The sequence below is a fragment of the Haloarchaeobius pelagicus genome, from assembly GCF_051207375.1.
In the GTDB taxonomy this organism is placed as follows: Archaea; Halobacteriota; Halobacteria; order Halobacteriales; family Natrialbaceae; genus Haloarchaeobius.
The window spans coordinates 1-1,235 of record NZ_JBPJZD010000009.1 but is presented as its reverse complement, the minus strand read 5'-3'; the positions used below and the strand labels follow the sequence as shown (position 1 = coordinate 1,235).

Annotated in this window: 1 rRNA gene; it reads right to left on the bottom strand. The window is 55.1% G+C overall.

Annotation, left to right across the window (positions count from 1 at the left end):
- A 23S ribosomal RNA gene (locus tag ACSC1S_RS21810) occupies positions 1–1,235 on the bottom strand; the annotation flags it as partial.

Here is a 1,235-nt window from a genome sequence, read left to right as displayed (position 1 = left end):
GGGTTTCGAGCTTAGATGCATTCAGCTCTTACCCCTTGTGACGTAGCTGCCCGGCACGTGCCCTCTCGGACAACCGGTACACCAGTGGTCACCATTCGTAGTTCCTCTCGTACTATACGAACGTTCACGTCAGGTGCCATAGCACCCCCAATAGATAGCAGCCGACCTGTCTCACGACGGTCTAAACCCAGCTCACGACCTCCTTTAATAGGCGAACAACCTCACCCTTGCCCGCTTCTGCACGGGCAGGATGGAGGGAACCGACATCGAGGTAGCAAGCCACGCGGTCGATATGTGCTCTTGCGCGTGACGACTCTGTTATCCCTAAGGTAGCTTTTCTGTCATCAATTTCCCGCATCGAGCAGGATAATTGGTTCGCTAGACCACGCTTTCGCGTCAACGATCCTCGTTAGGAAGATCATTGTCAGCCCATCTTATGCTCTTGCGCTCTTCTCCGAGTCTCCGACTCGGATGAGATGGACTTAGGGCGCGCTCGATATCTTTTCAAGCGCGTACCGCCCCAGTCAAACTGCCCGGCTACCGGTGTCCTCCTCCCGGAGTGAGGGTCACAGTCACTAATGGGTAGTATTTCAGTGATGTCTCGGTGGCCCGCTAGCGCGGGTACCTGTGTAATGACTCCTACCTATCCTGCACATTAGCGACCGTGTCCCAGCGACAGCCTGCAGTAAAGCTCTATAGGGTCTTCGCTTCCCCTTGGGGGTCTCCAGACTCCGCACTGGAACGTACAGTTCACCGGGCCCAACGTTGGGACAGTGACGCTCTCGTTGATCCATTCATGCAAGCCGCTACTGAAGCGGCAAGGTACTACGCTACCTTAAGAGGGTCATAGTTACCCCCGCCGTTGACGGGTCCTTCGTCTCATTGTACTGAGTGTTCAGATACCCGCACTGGGCAGGATTCAGTGACCGTACGAGTCCTTGCGGATTTGCGGTCACCTATGTTGTTACTAGACAGTCGGAGCGTCCTAGTCACTGCGACCTGCCCCTATACAGGGCAGGCATCCCTTATCGCGAACTTACGGGACTAACTTGCCGAATTCCCTAACGTCGGTTGTTCCCGACAGGCCTTGGCTTTCACTGCCACGAGCACCTGTGTCGGTTCTTGGTACGAATCTCATACTCGTCTTTTCACGGGCTCTAGGTACGGTCGACTTACGCTATCTCGTGATTCGTCCGCTTCGTGCCATTACGGCTTCCACGGATTTCCACGATTCG